The organism is Chryseobacterium sp. JJR-5R, from assembly GCF_034047335.1.
In the GTDB taxonomy this organism is placed as follows: Bacteria; Bacteroidota; Bacteroidia; order Flavobacteriales; family Weeksellaceae; genus Chryseobacterium.
This window is the reverse complement of sequence record NZ_CP139137.1, coordinates 951,250-972,689: the sequence shown is the minus strand read 5'-3', so window position 1 is coordinate 972,689 and position 21,440 is coordinate 951,250. Positions and strand designations below refer to the sequence as shown.

General features: G+C 41.1%; 19 protein-coding genes. 10 read left to right on the top strand and 9 right to left on the bottom strand.

Translation table 11 applies throughout. The annotated features are described in order from the left end of the window. Nucleotides 1-56 precede the first annotated feature (56 nt). The 3 genes from SD427_RS04575 to SD427_RS04565 all read left to right on the top strand — a co-directional run bounded on the left by SD427_RS04575 (nt 57) and on the right by SD427_RS04565 (nt 2,885). Nucleotides 57-530 carry a hypothetical protein gene (locus tag SD427_RS04575; protein WP_320560110.1) on the top strand — a complete coding sequence of 158 codons (474 nt, stop codon included), beginning with the start codon at nt 57-59 and terminating at the stop codon, nt 528-530. Nucleotides 531-682: 152 nt separating this feature from the next. Then, nucleotides 683-1,930, top strand: coding sequence for a fumarylacetoacetase (gene fahA / locus SD427_RS04570; protein ID WP_320560109.1), 1,248 nt, complete (start codon nt 683-685; stop codon nt 1,928-1,930). A gap of 133 nt (nt 1,931-2,063) precedes the next feature. Next, nucleotides 2,064-2,885, top strand: a complete 822-nt coding sequence (locus SD427_RS04565; protein WP_320560108.1) for a flavin reductase family protein — start codon at nt 2,064-2,066, stop codon at nt 2,883-2,885. Between the two features lie 96 nt (nt 2,886-2,981). Here SD427_RS04565 and SD427_RS04560 read toward each other — a convergent pair whose 3' ends face one another. Together SD427_RS04560 and SD427_RS04555 are read right to left on the bottom strand one after the other, a co-directional pair. Then, nucleotides 2,982-3,188: a hypothetical protein gene (locus tag SD427_RS04560; protein ID WP_320560107.1), complete on the bottom strand. Its 207-nt coding sequence runs from the start codon at nt 3,186-3,188 to the stop codon at nt 2,982-2,984. 82 nt (nt 3,189-3,270) lie between these two features. Continuing rightward, nucleotides 3,271-4,131: an alpha/beta hydrolase family protein gene (locus SD427_RS04555; RefSeq protein WP_320560106.1), complete on the bottom strand. Its 861-nt coding sequence runs from the start codon at nt 4,129-4,131 to the stop codon at nt 3,271-3,273. A 183-nt stretch (nt 4,132-4,314) separates the two neighbouring features. Here SD427_RS04555 and SD427_RS04550 point away from each other — a divergent pair, with 183 nt between their 5' ends. The 4 genes from SD427_RS04550 to SD427_RS04535 all read left to right on the top strand — a co-directional run bounded on the left by SD427_RS04550 (nt 4,315) and on the right by SD427_RS04535 (nt 8,597). Continuing rightward, a complete protein-coding gene (locus SD427_RS04550; RefSeq protein ID WP_320560105.1) occupies nt 4,315-5,088 on the top strand; it encodes a HipA family kinase in 774 nt (257 codons plus the stop codon). Beyond that, on the top strand, nt 5,075-5,458 hold the full coding sequence (locus SD427_RS04545) for a DUF3037 domain-containing protein (RefSeq protein WP_320560104.1): 384 nt from the start codon (nt 5,075-5,077) through the stop codon (nt 5,456-5,458). The genes SD427_RS04550 and SD427_RS04545 overlap by 14 nt, the downstream gene beginning before the upstream one ends. A gap of 21 nt (nt 5,459-5,479) precedes the next feature. Continuing rightward, nucleotides 5,480-6,502 (top strand): alpha/beta hydrolase, encoded by a 1,023-nt coding sequence (locus SD427_RS04540; RefSeq protein ID WP_320560103.1) that lies wholly within the window; start codon nt 5,480-5,482, stop codon nt 6,500-6,502. A gap of 253 nt (nt 6,503-6,755) precedes the next feature. Continuing rightward, nucleotides 6,756-8,597 carry a carbon starvation protein A gene (locus tag SD427_RS04535; protein WP_320560102.1) on the top strand — a complete coding sequence of 614 codons (1,842 nt, stop codon included), beginning with the start codon at nt 6,756-6,758 and terminating at the stop codon, nt 8,595-8,597. A gap of 182 nt (nt 8,598-8,779) precedes the next feature. Here SD427_RS04535 and SD427_RS04530 read toward each other — a convergent pair whose 3' ends face one another. The 7 genes from SD427_RS04530 to SD427_RS04500 form a co-directional block, all read right to left on the bottom strand. Next, nucleotides 8,780-9,517, bottom strand: coding sequence for a S41 family peptidase (locus SD427_RS04530; RefSeq protein WP_320560101.1), 738 nt, complete (start codon nt 9,515-9,517; stop codon nt 8,780-8,782). A 24-nt stretch (nt 9,518-9,541) separates the two neighbouring features. Further along, nucleotides 9,542-10,501 (bottom strand): hypothetical protein, encoded by a 960-nt coding sequence (locus SD427_RS04525; protein ID WP_320560100.1) that lies wholly within the window; start codon nt 10,499-10,501, stop codon nt 9,542-9,544. Between the two features lie 209 nt (nt 10,502-10,710). Next, a complete protein-coding gene (locus SD427_RS04520; protein WP_320560099.1) occupies nt 10,711-11,478 on the bottom strand; it encodes a phospholipase D family protein in 768 nt (255 codons plus the stop codon). Between the two features lie 225 nt (nt 11,479-11,703). Next, entirely contained in the window at nt 11,704-12,486 is a 783-nt protein-coding gene (locus SD427_RS04515) for an alpha/beta hydrolase (protein WP_320560098.1), read from the bottom strand. 165 nt (nt 12,487-12,651) lie between these two features. Continuing rightward, complete coding sequence (locus SD427_RS04510) at nt 12,652-14,985, bottom strand: ATP-dependent helicase (RefSeq protein WP_320560097.1); 2,334 nt, start codon at nt 14,983-14,985, stop codon at nt 12,652-12,654. Nucleotides 14,986-15,128: 143 nt separating this feature from the next. Further along, a complete protein-coding gene (locus SD427_RS04505) occupies nt 15,129-15,497 on the bottom strand; it encodes a response regulator transcription factor (RefSeq protein ID WP_320560096.1) in 369 nt (122 codons plus the stop codon). Between the two features lie 16 nt (nt 15,498-15,513). Continuing rightward, on the bottom strand, nt 15,514-17,361 hold the full coding sequence (locus SD427_RS04500; RefSeq protein WP_320560095.1) for an ATP-binding protein: 1,848 nt from the start codon (nt 17,359-17,361) through the stop codon (nt 15,514-15,516). Nucleotides 17,362-17,534: 173 nt separating this feature from the next. Here SD427_RS04500 and SD427_RS04495 point away from each other — a divergent pair, with 173 nt between their 5' ends. From SD427_RS04495 to secG, 3 genes are all read left to right on the top strand, one after another. After that, complete coding sequence (locus SD427_RS04495; RefSeq protein WP_320560094.1) at nt 17,535-18,848, top strand: pitrilysin family protein; 1,314 nt, start codon at nt 17,535-17,537, stop codon at nt 18,846-18,848. 50 nt (nt 18,849-18,898) lie between these two features. After that, nucleotides 18,899-20,947: a pitrilysin family protein gene (locus tag SD427_RS04490; RefSeq protein ID WP_320560093.1), complete on the top strand. Its 2,049-nt coding sequence runs from the start codon at nt 18,899-18,901 to the stop codon at nt 20,945-20,947. Nucleotides 20,948-21,084: 137 nt separating this feature from the next. Continuing rightward, nucleotides 21,085-21,432, top strand: coding sequence for a preprotein translocase subunit SecG (gene secG, locus SD427_RS04485; protein WP_320560092.1), 348 nt, complete (start codon nt 21,085-21,087; stop codon nt 21,430-21,432). Nucleotides 21,433-21,440 lie beyond the last annotated feature (8 nt).

Sequence of the window (21,440 nt, the reverse complement as noted above, 5' to 3'; positions counted from 1 at the left end):
ATCAGGTTTTGTCAGGATGAAAAGTCTTGACAAAACTTTTTTATAAGCACATTTATATGAGAAAATTATTCATCGGAATTTTATTCGTCGGAACAATATCCGGTGTAAAGGCACAATACGGTTCACTAAATGACATCCTTACCAGGCTTGAAGAGAGAAAAGGAGTCAATCAGCACCTGGAATCTGTAAATATTGATAATAAAAAATTTGTTTTTATCAAAGATGAAGCAGATCATACGGAAAGAGACTTCATCGTTATCAAAGAAAATAAAGCCACTTATGTAGAAGTCTTCGATGATAAAGCCACTGGGGAAAGCAGTTCCAATGTTTTTTCAGGCGACATCGTACGCAACAGAAAAAATATCATCTCCCTGAGAGCGGATATGCTGGAGAATAAAAAAGTCCCGATTCCCGTAACCAAGACACTGCTGTTAACCAGCCAGGACAACATCCTTTACCTTATTGACATCAATACAAAAGACCGGTGGATTGATGAATCATCTTTCTCTAAAACGAAATTTAAAAAATAAACAGTTGACCGTTATCGGAGGTTACGATCATCTGCATATTACCTCCGGGTCTCTGCTGAAGCATCAGCAAAAGGCATTGTCACAGTACAAATACTTAAGAATAATACAGGCAAAGTATAACGGATACATAAATCCAACCTAAATTATAAAATATGAAATCATTTGTAGAGTATACCTCAGATTCAGATTTTTCTATCCACAATATCCCGTTCGGAGTAGCGGTTTTTAATAAAGAATATATTGCATGCTGTACCAGAATAGGCGATCAGATCGTTGATCTTGCCACCCTGCATGACCTGAGTTATTTTGACGAGATCAAAGGCCTTGAAGACAATGTTTTTGAAGCCTATACCCTGAACGAGTTTATTGAACTCGGAAAACCCATCACCAATGCTGCCCGTCTGAAAATCCAGGAATTGCTGCTGGAAGGTTCTATCTTATCAAAAGATCAGAAAACGATTGAAGCCGCTTTTTATGAGCCGGACCAGGTAAAGATGATGATGCCGGTTCACATTCCGAACTATACGGATTTCTACAGCAGCATCGAACATGCCACCAACGTAGGAAAAATGTTCAGGGACCCGGCTAATGCTTTGCTTCCGAACTGGAAACACCTGCCGGTAGGATACCATGGAAGAGCCTCCTCAATTGTGGTTTCAGGTACGGAAATCAACCGTCCTAAAGGCCAGATGAAACCTGCCGATGCAGATCAGCCGGTTTTCGGACCTTGTAACCAGCTTGATTTCGAACTGGAAATGGCTTTTATCATCAACCAGAATACAGAAATGGGAGAAAGTATTTCAACACAGGATGCTGAAAATGCAATTTTCGGAATGGTGGTCTTTAATGACTGGTCGGCAAGAGACATCCAGTCCTGGGAATATGTTCCGCTGGGACCATTTCTGGCGAAAAATTTCGGTTCTTCCGTTTCTCCGTGGGTGGTTACGCTGGAAGCTTTGGAACCGTTCAGGGCCGCCTCGCCTACACAGGATCCTGAAGTTTTAGACTACCTGAAATTTGAAGGCGATAAAAATTACGATATCAATCTTGAAGTATACCTGCAGCCTGAAGACGGCGAGCACACCCTGATCTCCGAAAGCAACTACAAGCATATGTACTGGAATATGGCCCAGCAGCTGGCCCATCATACGGTAAACGGATGTAATGTGGAAGTTGGCGACATGTATGCCAGCGGAACCATTTCAGGAAGCGACCCGAAGTCTTTCGGTTCCATGCTTGAACTGACGTGGAGAGGCCAGAACCCGATCAGCTTAAGCAACGGCGAGGAAAGGAAGTTCATTAACGACAATGATACGGTAACCATGAAAGCCTGGGCTGAAAAAGAAGGAATTAGAGTAGGCTTCGGTGAAGTTTCGGGTAAAATTATCCCTGCAAAATAAATGTAACCGCTTTTAAAATATCAATTTATAAATGCTTCGGCTACGTTCAGCATGGCATCATTGATTCACTGCTGGGCTAAGTCGAAGTATTTTTATTTTAAATACTTAAAAATCTTAAGTGTTAAGTAAAAATATGAAAACAGTAACCCCATCTGATATATCCGCAGTACAATTACAAACTATTATGCAGACGGCCGTTTCACCACGTCCGATTGCTCTGGCATCAACAGTGGATAAAGACGGCAACAGTAATCTGTCGCCTTTCAGTTTTTTCAATATGTTCAGCACGGTTCCGCCGGTCCTGATTTTTTCACCTTCGAGAAGGGTGCGTGACAATACGACGAAGCATACCCTGGAAAATGTACTGGAAGTCCCTGAAGTAGTCATCGGAACGGTCAATTTTCCGATTGTACAGCAGATTTCGCTGGCTTCCACAGAATATGGAGACGGCATTAATGAGTTTATCAAATCAGGCCTTACCATGAAAGATGCTGACCTGGTTAAGCCTAAGCTGATTGAACAATGCCCTGTCAACTTTGAATGTAAAGTCCTTGAAATAAAATCCCTGGGCGATCAGGGAGGCGCAGGCAATCTGGTCATCTGTGAAGTCATCAAAATCCACATCCGCGAAGAATACCTGAATGGAGAAGGCAATCTGGACCAGGCAAAACTGGATATGGTTGCCCGTCTTGGCGGTAACTGGTATTCCAGGAACAATGAACGCCATCTTTTTGAAGTTCCTAAGCCTTTGGTTACTAAAGGAATCGGTTTTGACCTACTGCCCGAAGAAATAAAATTCAGCCGCATATTTACCGGAAACGATCTGGGAATGCTAGCGAATGTAGAAACTTTGCCTGCAGGAGCATATCATTCGGATGAAACCGTCCACCAGAATGCACAACAGTTATTATTGGAAAGTAAAATTGAAGAAGCGTGGAACGTTTTAATTAAATAATTTAAACATGTGTTACTTTGAATAAGTTTCGCAAAACATTATATCAATTAATAAGCATAATATAAAGGAGTGAACATATTCACTCCTTTTTTGTGTTTAAAAGCAGCACTGGTACTTGCCTTCTACCAGCCGTACGGTACCGTATACCGTATGGCACGGAAGAACAAAACACCGGTCATTACCATCCTTTACGGAGTAGACATAACATCCGGTCGGAGGGCATGAAGGAAGCGCCTGTCCCATAATGGATTTCTGCGCATTTCTGCTTAATTTCTGAGCATCTTTTAGATTTGATTTTCTCATAGTGATCTGTATTTTAAGGTATTGTATTTTTCACTAATATATGAATTTTTAATTAATGATATACTGTATCTATAAAATATTCCTATTCATTTTGAAAAATAAAATTTTCCCTGATAAATTCAATACATTTCTCAGTTGCCGTATTAAGATCTGTGGGTAATTCACTGTTTTCCCAAGGTTCCTTTGCACCGAAGGTATGGTCCGCATTTTCAATTAAAAACAACTCCGAATTGGGGTGTAGAATATGGAGATGTTCCGCATTCTTTACACTAACACTTTCATCATGCGTCCCGTGGATAATCAGGACATGGGCTTTTGCCATTTCAGTAGCCCTTTCCACATCAAAACGGTGCTCCTGCTGCTCATAATCTTCGTAGAACTGATAATAATGGGGCATTTCCTGCTTCGTCCTTCCGTTGGTTACATAATACACACCTGCGGTCTTCCAGTTTTCAAATGCTTCATTTTTCGGAAACCGGTCCAGGGTATCAACGCTGGCCAGGGTAATCAGTCCATGGATCCTTTCATCTTCATACGTTTTGACGATTGAAATCCCTCCTCCCCTGCTGTGGCCTATCAGGACTATTTTATGGACATCTACTCTTTCATCCTGGACAAAATAATCGATGACAGCGCCTAAATCAGAAAGCTCTTTGGAATAATTGTTATTCCCGAAGGCTTCAAGGTCAGCAAAATTATGCGGGTCTTCCACTGTTGTCCCGTTGTGTGAAAAATTGAATTTAACAAAGAAAAAACCGGCTTCCGCAAATTTTTCTGCCATCAGGTTCCATGCGCCCCAGTCTTTATAGCCTTTGTAACCGTGAACAAAAATAACCAGTGGTAACGTTAACCGGTCTTCTGTTTCAGGGTAATAGGCATCGGCAAGGAAATCCCTGGTTTGAGGATTGGAAATGATGATATTCTGCTTTTTTGTAACTCCCATATTTTGCTTTTTAGTGATGATCAGATTATTTTATTTAATATAAGGATTTATTTTAACCCAGATTCTAATGCAAAGGATTATTAACACCTGTAAATAAAGTCAATTTTATAACGGATAAAATTTCTGCTTCCTAAAAATATTAAAAATGGACCTAAACACAAAGGAAAACCTTATTTTTGCGGTATGTTGGATCCAAGAACCGTAACGGTCGTGCGTTACATCCTGCCGCTTCGGGAAGGTGGTTCGCTTCCTGCGCTGGCAGAAGCTGATGATGATTTTAAGTATGTTTTAAAATTCCGTGGTGCAGGCCATGGTGTTAAAATGCTAATTTCCGAACTCTTAGGCGGTAAAATTACCGAAGCGTTGGGTTTGCCGATTCCCGAACTGGTTTTCGCAAACCTTGATGTGGATTTCGGAAGAACCGAGGCAGATGAAGAAATCCAGGACCTCCTGAAATTTTCCGAAGGCCTGAACTTAGGCCTGCATTATCTTTCTGAAGCAATCGCGTTTGATTCAAGCGTGCAGGTAGACCCGCTTCTGGCTTCCAAAATCGTCTGGCTGGATGCTTTTATTACGAATATCGACCGTACTTTCAAGAACACCAATCTCCTGATGTGGCACAAAGAGCTATGGATTATTGATAACGGTGCCTCTTTTTATTTCCACCATTCGTGGCAGCATTTCGATACGGCGGCAAAGACCCCGTTTAAATATGTAAAAGACCATGTTCTCCTTCCGCAGGCTACCCTGCTTGATGAAGCTGACCGCTTTGCCCATGAAGTGCTGAACGACACTATTTTCAGGGAAATCGTGAATTTGATTCCTCAGGACTGGCTGCACTGGAACGATGCAGAAGAAAGCCCGGATGAAATAAGGGAAGTCTATTTCAATTTCCTGAAGACAAGGCTGGAAAATTCTCAAATCTTTTTAAACGAAGCCTGGAATGCAAGAGGATAACATTTACGAATACGCCGTGATCCGCCTGGTTCCGAAGGTAGAGAGAGAAGAGTTTTTCAATATAGGCCTGGTCATGTTTTCAAAAAAAATGAAATTCATAAAGACCGCATTTTATCTTTGCCCTGACAAATTCCGGCTGATGCACAGCAGACTGGATTATGAGGATATCGTCAAAAACCTGGAAAGCTTTAAGAAAATAGCAGAGGGAAGCAGAGAAGGAGGCCCGATTGCCCTGATGGAAATCCCTGACCGTTTCCGCTGGCTTACAGCGGTGCGCAGTTCGGTTGTACAGACATCAAGGCCCCATCCGGGAAAATCAAAAGACCTGGAAAAGACTTTTGGTAAACTTTTTGAGGAGTTAGTGAAATAATAATTCCTCAATACACATTCTATGAAATTATCCGGACACAATACAGTATACAGGTTTTCCGTAAACCTGTTTTTTCTTTTGTGCTTAAACCTGTTCAGCTTAGGGTACTGCCAGTTCCCCGTTAATGAAAATAAAATTCCGCCAAGCACTGCTCTTCCCTCAAAAACATCATTTACCGAAAATATTTCCTATAAAGACAATAAAAATGGAAATCCTGTGCTTTTAGACCTTTACCGTCCGAAAAATTCAGCATCAGAAAAACTTCCGGTGGTCATTTATGTTCACGGCGGAGCCTGGGCAAAGGGTGACAAAACCGTCAGAGCCGATACCTATATAGAAAGCACCATTTTAAAGCTCACCGGAAAAAACTATGCTGTGATCAGTATTGATCACACACTGGTCAGTGAAACAGTACATTTCCCGACGCCTGTTGAAGATACCAAGGATGTGGTAAGGTGGGTACGGAAAAATGCTGAAAAATATAATTTTGACATTAATAATATTGGCTATTTCGGGGTTTCATCAGGAGCACACCTGTCATTGCTTGCAGCCTATTCCAAGGATAATGAATATATCGGGAGTCCTGAACTTTCACCATATTCCGGGAAAGTAAATTATGTGGTGAACAATTTCGGACCGACCGACTTAAACAGGCTTCTGCATACAAGATTAGGTAAGGTTCCGGTAGCTATTGTCGGGCTGTTTTTTGAACCTGTTGTCGAGATCCGTGAAAAACTCGTCTTCGGAATTTCAGGATATGATATCAATAAGGACAAAAGAAAAGCTGTCGACTATTTAAAAACCGTTTCCCCTATCAATTATGCAGAGAATGGCGTTCCTACTTTAATCCTCCATGGAAACAAAGATAAGGTTGCACCTTTAAGCCATTCCAAAAGACTGAACCGCAAACTTAAAAAAGCAAATATCGAAACGACACTGGTTATTGTAAAAGACGGCATCCATGGATTTGGCACCACTGATAAAACTTATCTGGATCAGCTTACGGATGAAATGGTCAGTTTTATTATTCTGCATAAAAAATAAGTCAGGATGACTGTTTATACCTTTATAAAAATCAGTAAAACTTTGAAATTAATCTATATAGCTATTTAACATTAAAAATCAGTTTAATCATTAAAATTCAGTCCATTAAATACAAGTAAGCTGCAAAATTTGCTAGATTGATATACATATCTGTATTTTTATACTAAAATTATTTATCTTGGCCATTATTTAATCATAATAAATTAAATCAACCAAAAAATTATATATTTTTCTTATAAAAAACCTCAATGATATGGATTTCCTAAATAACATCAATGCATTAACGCTTGTTTTCGTTTCTGTGCTTATTTTTGCCATTGCCTACCGTTTTTACGGAATTTTCATGGCCAATAAAGTACTGAAACTTAATGATAACAATACCACACCGGCCCTGGAATTTGCCGACGGCAAAGATTACGTGGCTACCAATAAAAATGTACTCTTCGGGCACCATTTTGCAGCCATTGCAGCAGCAGGTCCATTGGTAGGGCCGGTTCTGGCAGCCCAGTTTGGGTATCTTCCCGGTGCTCTGTGGATCTTAATAGGCTGTGTTTTGGGAGGCGGCGTTCATGATATGGTGGTTTTATTTGCCTCCGTGCGGCATAAAGGGCAAAGCCTGGCAACGATAGCTTCCAAGGAAATTGGGAAAACAACGGGAACGGTAGCGGGATTTGCCATATTATTTATCCTGATTCTTACACTGGCAGGATTATCGCTGGCATGTATCAATGCGATGCATGAAGCTTCATGGTCTCTATTTACGGTTCTGATTACCATGCCGATCGCCATTATCATGGGATTGATCATGCGTTACCGTAAAAATTCGGTGACTTTTGCGAGTATCCTGGGAGGAATTCTTTTGATCGCAGGAATCATCGGCGGACATAACCTGATGCAGAACGAAACCATGAATGATCTTTTTTCATGGGATATTACCACGATTTCCATTGCTATTCCTCTGTACGGATTTCTGGCTTCTGTATTGCCGGTATGGCTGCTTCTGGTTCCCAGGGATTATCTTTCAACCTACCTTAAAATCGGGACCATCATTATGCTGGCCATCGGTGTCATTGTAATCCACCCTACAGTACAGATGCCTGCGCTTACCGAGTTTGTCAACGGCGGCGGGCCTGTTATCGGCGGGCCCGTGCTTCCATTCATATTTATTGTGATTGCGTGCGGTGCTATTTCAGGGTTCCATGCGGTAATTGCCACCGGTACCACCCCGAAAATGCTGAACAGGGAAAGAGAAATTCTTTTCGTAGGCTACGGAGCGATGCTTGTGGAAGGCTTTGTCGCTTTAATGGCATTAATTGCAGCGTGTACGCTGATGCCCGGAGATTATTTCGCGATTAATACACCTAAAGAATCTTATGATGCTTTTCTGGCAGCACACCCGTCTTTACACGGTGTTGATATTGACTATTTTTCACAGAAAATCGGGATTGACCTTCACGGAAGGACCGGAGGTGCCGTTTCCCTTGCTGTAGGGATGGCCCATATTTTCAATAAAATCCCTTATATGGACCAGCTGATGGCCTACTGGTATAATTTTGCCATCATGTTTGAAGCTGTGTTTATCCTTACTGCAATTGATGCAGGAACAAGAGTCGGGCGGTTTTTTTTACAGGAAATGCTCGGTTCTGTCATCCCGAAATTCAATGATAAAAACTGGATGCCCGGAATTATAATCAGCAGCCTTCTTTTCACTTTTGCCTGGGGATACCTGGTTTTCACAGGAAATGTGAGCAGCATCTGGCCTTTGTTCGGTATCAGCAACCAGCTTCTGGCAGCCTGCGGACTGATTGTCTGCACAACGATGCTCATCCGTTTAAACCGCGGGAAATATGCACTGTGCTCAGCCATCCCGGGAGTTTTCATGGCCATCATTACATTTTGGGCAGGCTATATCCAGGTAACATCCATTTATATCCCTAAAGGGCAGTACCTGCTGGCTACACTGGCTGTTGTGGCAATGGCTTTGATGCTGATTGTTTTTATCGGTGCTTTCAGAAAATGGTACCAGCTTCTGAAAATCAATACATCTGAAATTGATTTCTACGGCGAATCTGTAAAAGAGCTTGTCGAAAGATAGTATTATAATGGTGATGAATTGTCTGCTGTTCATGGTGAAGGTGGAGCTTAAGTGAAACCAATGTTAACTTAAGGAACTGTCTTTACCATTTCAAATAAATAATAAGGGATTCCGGAATTTGTATTGCAAAACACAAATTCCGGAATCCCTTTTATCAATAGGAATTACTGTATTCCTGAGATTTACTTTTTCTGGTCAATCAGCTCAAAAGCCTTCAGTAACAGGAGATCTTCTTTATTTCTGATGCTTTCAACAGTCGGACGTACGATAACATCAGGTTTGATTCCTATTCGCTGGGTTTCTCCGCCGTCCGGATAATAAATTCCCAATCCTGAAAAAATAAGTTTGTTCCCGTCAGTCAGTTTGATAGCCGTTTTATTCCCGTCGGCCCCTGCGGTCTGACTTCCCACAAAGACAGCACCCGGGACTTTCTTAAAAATCATTGCCCACAATTCTTCTGAGCTCTGCGTATATTCATTAATCAGAACAACCACCTGACCTTGATAAGAATCGGGGTTATTTTTACCGGCAGATTTATACGATTTATCAATAATATTGTCTACAAAGCAGAACTTACCCGGCTGGCTGAAATCTGCCTGCGTCTTAATCCCGAAATGCTCCGGTTTACCCAACAGGTAATCAAAAACCGTCAGCAATGAACCGTCATCGTTATAGCCGCGAAGATCGAATACCATTCCTTTTGCATTTTTATAGGTTTCCATCAGTGCAGGAACCTCTGATGCCTTTAATGAAGAAAATTCAAAATACACTTTATCATCGACCTGGAAACTCGGATTGAGACGGCTTTCCTTTTCATTATACGTTAAATAAGTATAGGTTTTCCCATGGTAAACCAGATGGTAACTGGGAATCCCGTTTTTGTCCCACTCACGGTTAAAGATGCGCTCTTTCCTTTCCACAGTCGTTTTAAAGGCTTTTCCGTTTTATTTTATGCCTTCCAATACCATGGCCGGTTCCTCACTGCTGAAAAGATAGCTGTACGCCTCCCGCAGTTTAACCGCGTCATTGGAATAAGCAAAATACCCGGATTTGTCATCCATACTCTTGAGAATGCTCCTGCCGTTAATTTTCGTAATAAGATCTCCGACTTCAAGATTGGCTTTCTTCATTTTAGCTTCGTCTTTAATCCCGGTGACCAACACTTTTCCGTCAACGATCTGGAAAATAAAGGGTGACGACAGTTTTCCGACAACATCATACTGAAACGTGTTTTCTATCCCGACATGGGTATCCTGCAGTTCAGCAGCAAGCCGCATTACCGCAGACCGGTAATCCTGTTCATTTCTGATGCTTCTGAATACCGGAATATATTTTTTCAGCACATCATCCCATCCATGGTCCAAAAGATATTTATACGGGTAAAAATATTCAATCGCATTCCAGATCCTGAAAAGCTCCAGCATTTTAATTTCCGCTGAAAATTTATCGTATACTTTTTCATTGCTGCTGCTGAAACGGATGCTGTTTTCTATTGGGTTGGAATAAAATGAGCCTACGTTTTTCGGCTCAGTGACGATATTTAACAAACGTTTCTTACTTTCCGGAGCAACTTTTTTTAATTTTCCAATCCAGGAAATATCAAAATTGCGAAGGGTAATGCTGTCACAACCATTATCATTTTTAGCCAGACCCTCAAATTTGCCCTGATCTGCTGTGGCCAGCCACTGAACCATCATTTCGCCGGCACCGGACTTTGGCCCATCTTTCAAAGACTGCAGCAAAACGGCATCCCAGTCTATTTTACCCTGGGAAACTGCGGGATGATAATATTTTATTAATCCCCAAACCTTTCCCATTTCGTATAAATCGCGGTCGGAAAATTTACTCAGCTGGGCTGAAAGCATTGTTGTTAAAAAGACGGAAAAAAAGGCAATGTATTTCATTTTATAATTTGGTATTTAAGTCTATAAATCTAAGACATCTAATATATTCAGTTCAGAACCTGATCGTTTTAAGGTTGAAATTAGTTATTAATTAAAATAAAGACATCCGCTTTTGCTTAAAAGTTACAGTTGGATTCTTTTAAATTGCGTTGCGGAACAAAAGATCAATCCAGATCAAGTTAGATTCAGGATAAGGTATTATAAATTCACTAATTAATCGGTTCCGTATACAGCTGGCTTCCCCAGAACTGAAGATCCCGTTCTGCTAAATTCGATTCTGAAAATAAATGACTTACTTCTTCCACAATCTTAGCTACGGCATTCGGGTCGGCAGTTCTTATTCTTGTTTCATGATTATTTTTAATGCCTTTTCCGGTGAAATTAAGGGAACCCAGATAGGCAATTTCATTATCAATGACATAAATTTTACTGTGAACGAAAGTTTTGTTTAAAGAATTCCCATTGTTGGATGAAACAAAAACCTTAAAAGGAAACAGCTGTTTATAGGTATAGTGATAGATTTTTTTATTTTTAATCTGTCTTGCAAGAGAATCCCTTACAAAAAACAGCAATATGACAGCGATAAAACCATAGGCAAAGCTCCATTCTTTTAACATAAAAATCAAGGGAAACAAAATAACAGCCAGTCCGATCATCGCAAAAAGCAATATTCCCGACAGGCTGGACAGGCTGTCTCTTGACTGCTTTGCTTTTTCATCCACATGCCTTCTCTGAACGATCAATTTATTGATATTCTTTTCATTCCCGTAAAAATCTTCTATTTCGTCACTGGTAATGAGCTGGACGTCTATGCCTTTGGAATGCAGAAAGATAAGTTCTTTAATTAAAGACGGGGAAAGATAAGGCGAAACGATCTTCACATTCCTTTTTGCATTCCTGATATCCTGCAAAAGCTTTGCGCCGGCACTTTTTCCTATATAAATATCACATACCGCATTGTTATAAAACATTCCCATCGTCTGAACTTAATTTATTTCACCCCAAAGAAATAAAAATAAAAAAACTCTGCAAAATAAATATGCAAAGCCTTTGTAAATGAGTTTTATTAACCTGTAATTACTTTAATTGTCCATCTTAACTTAAGCAGGAGACTGACGCTTCAGTATTATAAGTTTAAGAATTTATTTTTGATTTTGTTTCTGACAATTACTTTTTCAGTTTTTGCACCCTTTTCATTTCATTCAGCAGCAATGGAAAGCCGGCTGGGCCATTCCGCCGTGATCGAAACCGTCTAATTCGTACAGCGTTGTGTCTTTATGTCCTTTCAGTTTCAGCATTCGGGCCATGTAGGCATTTTCTTCATACCTTCCAAGCAATTCTTTTTCGCGGTCTCCCGTAATCAGGAGCAAAGGCGGTGCATCGGCTCTGATAAAGTGAAGCGGAGCAAAATCATCAATCCGGGCATCCAGCTCATCGATTCCTTTTTCTTTCCTGACGGTAAAATGAGAGATCATCTGCCCGCTGAAAGGGATGATGCCGGCCAGCGTATTGGCATCAATACCATACTTCTGAAGATAGGTTCTGTTCAGTCCTACCATGGCTGCCAGATACCCTCCTGCCGAATGCCCTGAAATAAAAACCAGGTCTTCACGGCCTCCGTAATTTTTAATATTTTTAAATACCCATGCAGTGGCTGCGGCGGCATCTTCAATGTATTTCGGTGCATTTACTTTGGGTGATAACCTGTAGTTGACACCAATAACGGCAATTCCTTTATTTTTCAACTCCTCGGGGATTTCCTTTTGCCCGCCCGTCAGGCCTCCGCCGTGGAACCAGATAACCGTTGGAAAGTTTTTTATATTTTTCGGGACATAGATATCCAGAACACATCTTTCATTGATATAAGCATCTGCTTTATTGGCTTTTTCATCATAATAATGAATGTTATTTTCTGTCCGGTATTCCTGGGAAAATAGCGGGACGGAAAACAAAGTGATGATTAAAAATACCAGAATCCTTTTCATAATGGGAATTTTTTATTATTTAAATATACAGATTTGTATTTTTTTACCTGGCCGTTATTAAAAAAATTCCGCAGATTTCACAAATCTAACAGAAAAATCTGTGGATTTTTGAAATCTGCGGGAAATTATGTTAAGATTGTCTTGTTATTTTGTTCTTTCAATGACTTAAATCTTCGTCAGCTTCGCATATTTCAGGATTAAATTCTTCTCTCCTTCATGCTGGAAAATTACCTTGGCTTTGATGTTCTGCGGATCAGTTCCGTCAAGGAAAGTCACTTCCCCAACCCCGAAACGGTCATGCCTTACCTTGTCCCCCACTTCGATGTCCTGTGAAGAAGCTCCGCTCGGGTTAATGATTTTCGCTGTGCTTACCGGTTTTAATTTCCTGGGCTCAGCGATCGGTTTTGACCCTTCACCCCGTTCAATGGTTTTCTTCTCAACCTTTTTAAATCCTTTGAGTTCTGAAGGATGCTCATCAAAAATATTCGACCTCAGCCCTGCATTATTAATGAACCGTTTTTCAATGGCCGGGTTTACGAATTCAATATATTGGTCATCAATTTCACTTAAAAACCTCGACGGTTCGGCATCGGTTATTTTGCCCCACTGGAACCTTGAGACCGCATATGAGAAAAAAGCCTGCTTTTCCGCTCTGGTCAATGCCACATAAAACAACCGTCTTTCCTCTTCCAGGTCTTCCCTGGTTGTGGAACTCATAAAACTAGGGAAAAGGTTTTCCTCCAGCCCTACCAAGTGAACAACAGGGAATTCCAGCCCTTTGGAAAGGTGGATCGTCATCAGTGAAACCATTTCTTCTTCATCATCTTTCTTCTGGGTATCGGCAGAGAGTGCGATATTTTCAAGGAAATTGGGTAAGCTCGGGTCTCCGTCCTCTAGCTGCATCTGTTCTTCAATGAACCCCTGCATGGAGTTCATTAATTCCTGCACGTTTTCCACCCGCGAAATCCCTTCCGGTGTCTGGTCGTCTTTTAAAAATTTAATCAGCCCGCTGCGTTTGGCCACTTCCATGGCAACGCTGTAGGCCGTTTCTGTTTTCAGGAGTACCTGAAATGCTTTGATCATCGACCAGAAATCATTCAGCTTGTTTAAAATTCCATTATTGAGCCCCAGCTGAGGTGCATAGGACGGAAGATTGTCCAGCACATTTGAAAGGGTGACATTATGGGCATCTGCAAAGACAATAAGTTTATTCTGTGTCGTATCTCCGATTCCCCTTACCGGATAATTGATAATCCTCATCAGTGCTTCGGAATCATTTTCATTCACCAGAAGCCTGAGGTAGGCAATAAGATCTTTCACTTCTTTCCTCTGATAGAAAGAAAGACCTCCGTATACTTTATAGGGAATATTCTTACGTCGCAGTGCATCTTCAAAAGCCCTGGTCTGTGAGTTGGTGCGGTACAGAATCGCAAAATCACTGTACCTTCTCTGTTCGCGGTTCCGGGTTTCCCAGATGTTTCCCGCTACGAAATTAGCTTCATCGGCATCAGACAGCGAGCGGTACACTTTGATCTTTTCGCCTTCTTCATTTTCACTGAAGACATTTTTTTTGAACTGCTGAAGGTTTTTAGCGATCACTACATTGGCAGCATTGACAATATTCTGGGTGGAACGGTAATTCTGCTCCAGGGAAACCGTAAAGGCATCCGGATAGTCTTTTTTAAAGTTGAGGATGTTATAGATATTGGCTCCACGGAACGAGTAAATGGACTGTGCATCATCTCCAACCACACAGATATTTTCAAATTTCGAGGCCAAAGCTTTCACGATCAGATACTGGGAATGGTTGGTATCCTGGTACTCATCTACCAGAATATACCTGAAGCGGTCCTGATATTTCGCCAGAACTTCAGGAAAGCGTGTTAGCAGTTCATTGGTTTTCAGCAGCAGGTCATCAAAATCCATTGACCCGTTTTTATAACACTGGTCTACATACCTCTGGTAAATCTGGCCGATAAATTTCATATTGGCTTTTTCATCAGCTTCAAGAAGTTCGGGATTATTGAAATATGCTTTTACGGTGATGAGGTTATTTTTATACGTTGAAATCCTGGCCTGAACTTTTTTGGGTTTATACATATCTGCATCAATGTTCATGTCCTTCAAAACTTTCTTGATGACATTGAGGGAGTCCTGCTGGTCATAAATGGTAAAATTGGAAGGGTACCCCAGATAATAGGCTTCATTTCTCAGGATCCTTGCAAATACCGAGTGGAAAGTTCCCATCCATAAACTTCTGGCATTGCTGTGCCCCACTACTTTTGCAATACGCTCCTTCATTTCCTTCGCCGCTTTGTTGGTAAAGGTCAGCGCCAGAATGTTGAAAGGGTCAACTCCATTCGTTATTAAGTGGGCAATACGCATGGTAAGCACACGTGTTTTTCCGGAACCTGCACCCGCAAGAACCATTAACGGTCCCTGTAACGTGGTAACGGCTTCAAATTGTGATTCATTAAGTCCTTTCAGATAATCCTCCATGCTGCAAAAAAAAATTAGGAATACAAAATTAGTGTATTATATGGAGAATTCAAATCCGGCACGAAGGTAAATAGTGTTAAATTAATCCTTTACCGGCATAAAGGATCATGAGGAAAAAAGGCAAAGATATTTTAAATAAATATTTATTTAAGATAAAACCTGATCCGGTCTACCATGTTCCCGAGATCAAAAGGCTTGGCAATAAATTCATTGGCTCCTGCATCCAGCGCGGATTGTTCAAGACCGCGGCTGGCAGACATAATCAGCACAGGAATATCTTTTAATTTCTCATCCGCTTTGATCAGTTTGCAAAAATCCCTGCCGTCTTCACCGGACAGCCACATGTCCATTAAGATTACGTCGGGCTTCATGTCAGGATCCAGTGCATTGAACATTTCTGAACCTTTATAAAATTTATCAACTTCAAATCCTTCAAAATCAAGCATCATTTCAATCGAGTCAACAATTGCAGGGCTGTCATCTACCACCATTATTTTTGCAGAACTGGACATGGTAATTTTTTAATTTTTATTTCTTTGGGATTCTGAAGCAAAAATCAGACCCTTCTCCTTCAACGGAAGAAACGGAAATTTCCCCTCCGGCTCTTTTTATAATTTCAGAGGAAATATAAAGCCCAAGTCCTAAACCGGGAAATGTGTGGGTTTTGGATTCGCTGACCCTGTAATACTGATCGAAAACTTTTGACTGTTTATCGGCCGGAATACCAATCCCGAAATCACGGACGCAGAATCTGGCCCGGTCTCCTTCTGACGATGAGGAAATGTGCACCTCATCTGCATCAGGCGAGTATTTTATGGCATTGCTGATAAGATTGGCCATCACCTGTGAAATCCGGTGCCGGTCTGCAAAAACTTCGCCTACCTTGGCTTTGCTTACAATCATTTTATGCCTAGAGGTCATCTGCTGTTCTTCCACCACTTCATCCACAAGCTTATCAAAATCAAAATAAGATTCATTGAGCTGGATCTGTCCCTTATGGATTTTGGTGACATCCAGAAGTTCATTGATCAGTTCCGTAAGGCGGTCAATCTGGCCGTCCATCCTTTTCACAACCTCCGCATTTTTATGGTCTCCCGCTTTCTGCAGATTCGTTTTGATAAACTGGGTGTATAATTTAAGGCTGGTAAGCGGTGTTTTAAGCTCATGGCTGGCAATACCGAGAAAATTGTCTTTCTGGGTTTCCAGCTGCTTGACTTCATTGATATCGGTAAAAGTTCCCGTCCATTGCTTTACTTCCCCGTTTTCTCCGAAGTTCGGGACGGCCCTTCCCAGAAACCACCTGTAGTTCCCTTTCTGTTTGGGATCTTCAAGCTCATATTCCATTACGAAAGGGCTGGATGTACGCACGCACTCTTCCCATACCCTATCCACTTTCTCAACAGTTTCAGGCCTCATCATTGCTTTTACCAGCTGGGTCTGGTCCTGATTTTGTTTGGAACCTGTATATCTGTACCAGCTTTCGTTCATGTATGTAATCTGCCCGTCATGGTCACATGTCCATACAAACTGCGGCATCGAATCGGCCAGATCGCGTAATTTCTTTTCGCTTTCCTGTACTTCTTTTCTAGCTATTACGATATCCGTTACATTTACGGCCATATTAAGGATGGCATATACTTCACCGTCCGGATTTTTAAGGGGCTTGTAAGAAAAATTGTAATAGAAGGTCTGTAAGATGCCGTCTACAACCAGCTCCACCTGGTCTTCTTTTGCGGAATAGGTCTCACCGGTTCTGAAAATATCTTTCAGAATCCCTATAAACGGCTGCCCTTCAAGCTCGGGAAGCGCATCTTCAAGTTTCATCCCGATTACCGAAGCATCTTTGCCCCAGGTTTTAAACATGGGCTCATTGGCAAATTCTATAAAAAGCTCCTCTGTACGGTAAATGGCAATAGAGTAATCTGACTTTTTAATAAGCGATTCAAAACGGTGTTCGCTGTCTTTCAGTTTTTTTTCTGAGATCACCTGGTCTGTAATTTCAGTGGCCACAATGCTTACCCCGATAATTTCCCTGTCATCATTGTATACCGGAGCATAAATAAAATTAAAAAAATGCTCTTGAGATACGCCGTATTTCTCTAAAAAAACAGGCCATCTATTTCCGTTAAAAATTTCTCCGTTACGGTATACATTGTTAAGGATTTCCACAAATCCCTGAGACTGTATTTCCGGAAGAACTTCAAACAGGGATTTTCCCATAACCGTATGGTCCTTTCCCCAGAGTTCCAGGATCTGCGGGTTGGCACTGTGGATGGTAAAATCCTCACCTATCAACAGAGACATGGCGACAGGGGCCTGGCTAAAAAGGGTAATAAGAGAATCCTGGGAGACATTCTGCTGTAAAAAGCTTTTCATTCTTTAATTGTTTTATGATGTAAAATTAATCCATATCCGGAACAGAATGAAATCCTCCTGTACCCTATCTGAAGTATTTTCGATAAATATACAAATTCAGCCCAAAAATTTATAGTGGAGATTGTAACAATTAAAGTAAATTTGGAACTAATTGACAAAACAATTTCTACTTTATGAAAAAGCGACTTCTTTCTGTTGCTGCCGCAGCTTTCTTCGGGATGGCTCTGAATGCGCAACAAATTAAATTCGAAGAATATGACCTGCCGAACGGGCTTCACGTAATTCTTCATCAGGATAATTCTGCACCGGTTGTTACCACAGGTGTAATGTACCATGTAGGTGCAAAAGATGAAGTAAAAGGAAGAACAGGCTTTGCCCACTTTTTTGAGCACCTTTTGTTTGAAGGAACCCCTAACATTAAAAGAGGTGACTGGTTTAAAATAGTTTCTTCAAACGGAGGACAGAATAATGCCAACACCACGAATGACAGAACGTATTACTACGAAACATTCCCTTCAAACAACGAGCAGTTGGGACTTTGGATGGAAGCCGAAAGAATGCGTCACGCAGTTATTAACCAGATTGGTGTGGATACGCAAAGAGAAGTTGTAAAAGAGGAAAAAAGACTGAGAATGGACAACCAGCCTTACGGAAATCTTTTCAGTACCATTCAGAAAAATCTATTTACCAACCACCCATACAACTGGCCTACCATCGGTTCTATGGAAGATCTGAACTCTGCAAAATTAGAGGAGTTCCAGGCATTTTACAAAAAATATTATATTCCTAACAACGCTACTCTGGTGGTTGCAGGAGACATCAAGCCTGAACAGACGAAGAAATGGATCCAGGATTATTACGGAGGCATCCCTAAAGGAACCGTTTCCTCTAAAAACTTCCCGAAAGACGCACCTATTACTCAGGAAAAAGAAGTAACGGCTACAGATCCTAACATCCAGCTTCCTGCTTATATTTTCGCTTACCGAACTCCGGGCAACAAGGAGAAAGATGCGTATATTCTGGATATGCTTTCTTCTTATTTAAGCAATGGTAAATCTTCTGTTTTATATAAAAAATTAGTTGACCAGGATAAAAAAGCGCTTCAGGTGCAGGCATTTAACCAGGGACTTGAAGATTACGGAATCTTCGCCTTCTTCGCGATCCCGATGGGACAGACGTCCAAGGCAACCCTTCAGGCTGACATCGATGCTGAAATCAAGAAACTTCAGACAAATCTAATTTCTGAAGAAGACTACCAAAAGCTTCAAAACCAGTATGAAAATCAGTTCGTTAATGCCAACTCCAGCATTCAGGGAATTGCCGCTTCACTGGCAACAAACCACGTACTGATGGGAAATACCAATTTAATCAATAAAGAGATTGACATCTACAGATCCATCACCAGACAGGATCTTCAGAATGCAGCCAAAAAGTATCTTAATTCCAACCAAAGAATCATCATCAACTACGTTCCTGAAAAAAAGTAATCAGCCGAGACTTTTAAGTTCAATGATTATTAAAAATTAAATTTTTACAAATGAAAAAGCAATTAACATATATAGCTGCAGCATTTTTCTTCGCAGGAATGGTTTCAGCACAAAAAATAGATCTTAATGCAATGCCGAAACCGGGCCCAACGCCTGCGATCAACATTGCCAAGCCAAAAACCTTCCAGCTGAGCAACGGCCTTACGGTAATGGTGGTGGAAAACAACAAGCTGCCGAGGGTAAGCGCCAACCTTTCTATGGACAGGCCTCCGTATAATGAAGGAACCGTGACCGGTGTAAGCGAAATCATGGCTGAACAGTTCGAAAACGGAACCACCAACATGAGCAAAGATGCCTTCAATAAAAAAGTCGATTACCTTGGAGCCAATCTTGGGTTCTCTTCAGGCGGTGCTTTTGCCAGCTCGCTTTCCAAATATTTCCCTCAGGTTTTAAGCTTAATGGCGGATGCAATTATCAATCCTAAATTTTCTGCTGAGGAAATACAGAATTCCAAGGAAAGGGCAATCGAAGGATTGAAATCTGAAGAAAAAAATGCATCGGCTATCGCTTCAAGGGTTTCCAATGCTTTGATGTACGGGAAGAATACTTCAAGAGGAGAATTTGAAACGGTTGAATCCATCAACAAAATCCAACTGGCTGATGTACAGAACACTTATAAAAAATATTACGCTCCGGATAATGCGTATCTGGTAATAGTAGGAGATGTAAAATTTGATAAAGTAAAGCCTATGATTGAAAAAGCATTCAGTGGCTGGAAAAAAGCAAATACTCCGATTATGCCGTTAGAACCATCGGCAAATATCGGCAAAACAGAAATTAACGTAGTGGATGTTCCTACTGCTGTGCAGTCTGTTGTTTCATTAAACAACCTGAACACGCTGAAAATGAAAGATGCAGACTATTTCCCTGCTACCATTGCCAACTACATCCTTGGCGGAGGTGGCGAAGCAAGGCTCTTTATGAACCTTCGTGAGAAAAACGGATTTACATACGGGGCTTATTCCAATATGAGCGCAAGCAAATATTCCCCGCAGTTTTCTGCCACGGCAAGCGTGAGAAATGAAGTAACGGATAAAGCAGTAAAAGAGTTCATCAATGAGCTTAATGCGATCTCAGCGGTAAAACCTGAAGAGCTTGAAAATGCAAAGGCTAAGCTGAAAGGGAATTTCATCATGTCTCTGGAAAAACCTGAGACCATCGCAAGATTTGCACTGAACCAGAAAGTCCAGGACCTTCCTGCTGATTTCTATACAAACTACCTGAAGTCTATCGATAAGGTAACGGCCGCTGATGTTTCAAACGCTGTAAAAACAAATATCCTGCCCAATCAAAGCAGAATTTTTATCGCCGGAAAAGCATCTGATATTTCTGAAGGACTGGAAAAATTAGGTTACCCCGTAAAATATTACGACAAAGACGCCAATCCTGTTGCAAAACCGTCAGCCAAAAAAATGGATGCCAATGTAACGGTAGCTTCTATTGCAGACAAATACATTGATGCCATCGGTGGAAAAGCAAATCTTAATAAAATTTCTTCTTATTCGATGACCGCTTCCATGACCATGCAAGGCCAGAATATTGACCTGAAAATGGTGAAGGCACAGGGTGGAAAAGAACTGACTACGGTAACTGCTATGGGACAGGTGGTTCAGAAGCAGGTATTCGACGGGAAAACAGGATATTCTGAACAAATGGGACAGAAAGTTCCCATGAAAGCAGAACAGATTGCTGAAAAACAAAAAAATTCAGAGCTTTTCGAGGAACTGGGTTTTGCAAAATCTGCTGATTATAAAGTAGCAGGCATTGAAAAAGTAGGCGGAGAAGATTCTTATGTGGTAAAAGGAGGCAATACCACCTACTACTACAGCGTGAAAACAGGATTGAAAACAGGAGAAACCAAAACCGTAAAGGCGCCGCAGGGACAGGAAATAACAGTTCCTACCGTATTTTCTGACTATAAGGATGTAGCGGGAGTTAAAATGCCGTATACCATTTCTGTAAACCAGATGGGAATGGATATGACAATGAACGTAAAATCTTATGAAGTGAATCAGGCAAAAGACACTGATTTTAAATAACACTATTATATTATATTCTATTGAAAAAGCGGCAACATGAATTGCCGCTTTTTCTTTTTAACAATATTTGGTGAGATCTTTTTTTGCTGTTCGGTAAAAAAAGATTAAATTTGCCCATTCTAAAAGATATCAAATTAATGGATTCTATATTTATACTATTGATGGTTCTTGTAATGATCGCGAGTATTTTACTGGTTATCATCGTTATGGCTCAAAACCCTAAAGGCGGAGGCCTTTCCAGTACGTTTGGAGGTGCTTCTTCGGCACAGTTCGGGGTACAGAGAACCAACGACTTTATGGAAAAAGCAACCTGGACTTTAGGAGCAGTGATTATTGTTCTTATCCTTTTAAGCGTAATAATTACAGGTAAGCCATCGGCAGCTCCCGTTCCGGTACCGGCCAAGAAAGAAGCTCCGGCAACACAATCTGCAGCTCCGGCCTCTACCACTACACCGGCAGCCCAGACTCCTGCACCGATTAAATAAGCAAATAA